At 33.4% G+C, this 1,215-nt stretch carries 2 protein-coding genes; one reads left to right on the forward strand and one right to left on the reverse strand.

The features are described from left to right. Nucleotides 1-114: 114 nt before the first annotated feature. Nucleotides 115-483, reverse strand: a complete 369-nt coding sequence (locus tag QZ824_RS11665) for a helix-turn-helix domain-containing protein (RefSeq protein ID WP_291276187.1) — start codon at nt 481-483, stop codon at nt 115-117. Between the two features lie 283 nt (nt 484-766). On the opposite strand from QZ824_RS11665, the gene QZ824_RS11670 reads away from it, so the two are divergent. Further along, nucleotides 767-1,162: a response regulator gene (locus QZ824_RS11670; protein ID WP_291276188.1), complete on the forward strand. Its 396-nt coding sequence runs from the start codon at nt 767-769 to the stop codon at nt 1,160-1,162. Nucleotides 1,163-1,215 lie beyond the last annotated feature (53 nt).

Raw genomic sequence — 1,215 nt, forward strand, 5'->3', positions numbered from 1 at the left:
ATAACTATCGGGGTCGGGACGCTCTTCTTTTTCGTCGATTTATGTTTAAGATCTGCGCATGCAGACACTCAAATGTTTTTTTTTCGTTTTGCCGTTAGTAATGTTTCGTGATATCTATACAACACGATTTGTTTTCAGAAGATTAATGATCTCTTCCTTATCACGGATCTGCTCGCGCAAGTAATCAATTTCTTTGATCATGCTATCCATTTTTTTAGCAATCTCATGCTCATCAATAGAAGAGACGGTACCATTCTGGTTATCTGCTAACATGTGTCCATTGCCCATGTACAACCAGTGCGGATTGATTGTAGGCAAGGCTTTGTAGATAGCATTGAAGAACTCAATGTTAGGAATGTTCTTTCCTTTCTTAGCGTTGGATAACGTATTTTCTGGTAACCCAGCTTGCTTAGCCAATTGTTTCTGATTCAAATTAAAATGTTTTAGAATCATTTCGATCCTTGCATGTACAGGTGTATTCATGTCACTTTAAATTTTTTTATTCAACAAATCGAATTAGTGTGACTTTTTTTTCTATCTTTGATTGTTCCAAAATAGAATCGGCAGTAGCTTCAAAATTTAAGTAATACCCATTTATTACTTAAATAATAGTTATTTGCCAGCGAATCACAGTATTACTCATTTGTACGAGAATTTAAATGAATAAGTTTGTATTTAGTTCATTTTTCTGTACCTTTTTTAATATTTTATTGTGTAAATCAGTGTTGATTTATTAATTTGTTAATAGCATTAAGTTGTTTAAAGCATGAATTCAAAGGTTGAATGGGTATTATTGGTGGATGATGATGAGATTCAGAATTTTATACATCAACGAATAATAAGTAAATATTTAACTCAGGATAAGATTTATATTGCTACAAATGGGGAAGAAGCCTTAGCGATTTTAAAATCTCAGCTGGAAAACCAGCAGAATACGCAAAAAGGCATCATTTTTTTAGACATCAACATGCCTATTATGAATGGTTTCCAGTTTTTAGAAAAGTATAACAGAGAATTGGCAGGTACCTTTGCTCAAACAACGGTTTATCCTTTGTCAAGCTCTGAAGACATCATGGATATCTTACAAATGAATCATTTAGGAATTAATAATTACCTGGTAAAGCCGCTTACGCACGAGCAGGCTGGGGCTTTATTGAAGTAATTCTTATTATAATAAGTATAAATAAAAAGAGTCCCGACCCCGATAGCTATCGG

This window comes from Flavobacterium sp. (genome assembly GCF_021151785.1).
Lineage (GTDB): Bacteria > Bacteroidota > Bacteroidia > Flavobacteriales > Flavobacteriaceae > Flavobacterium.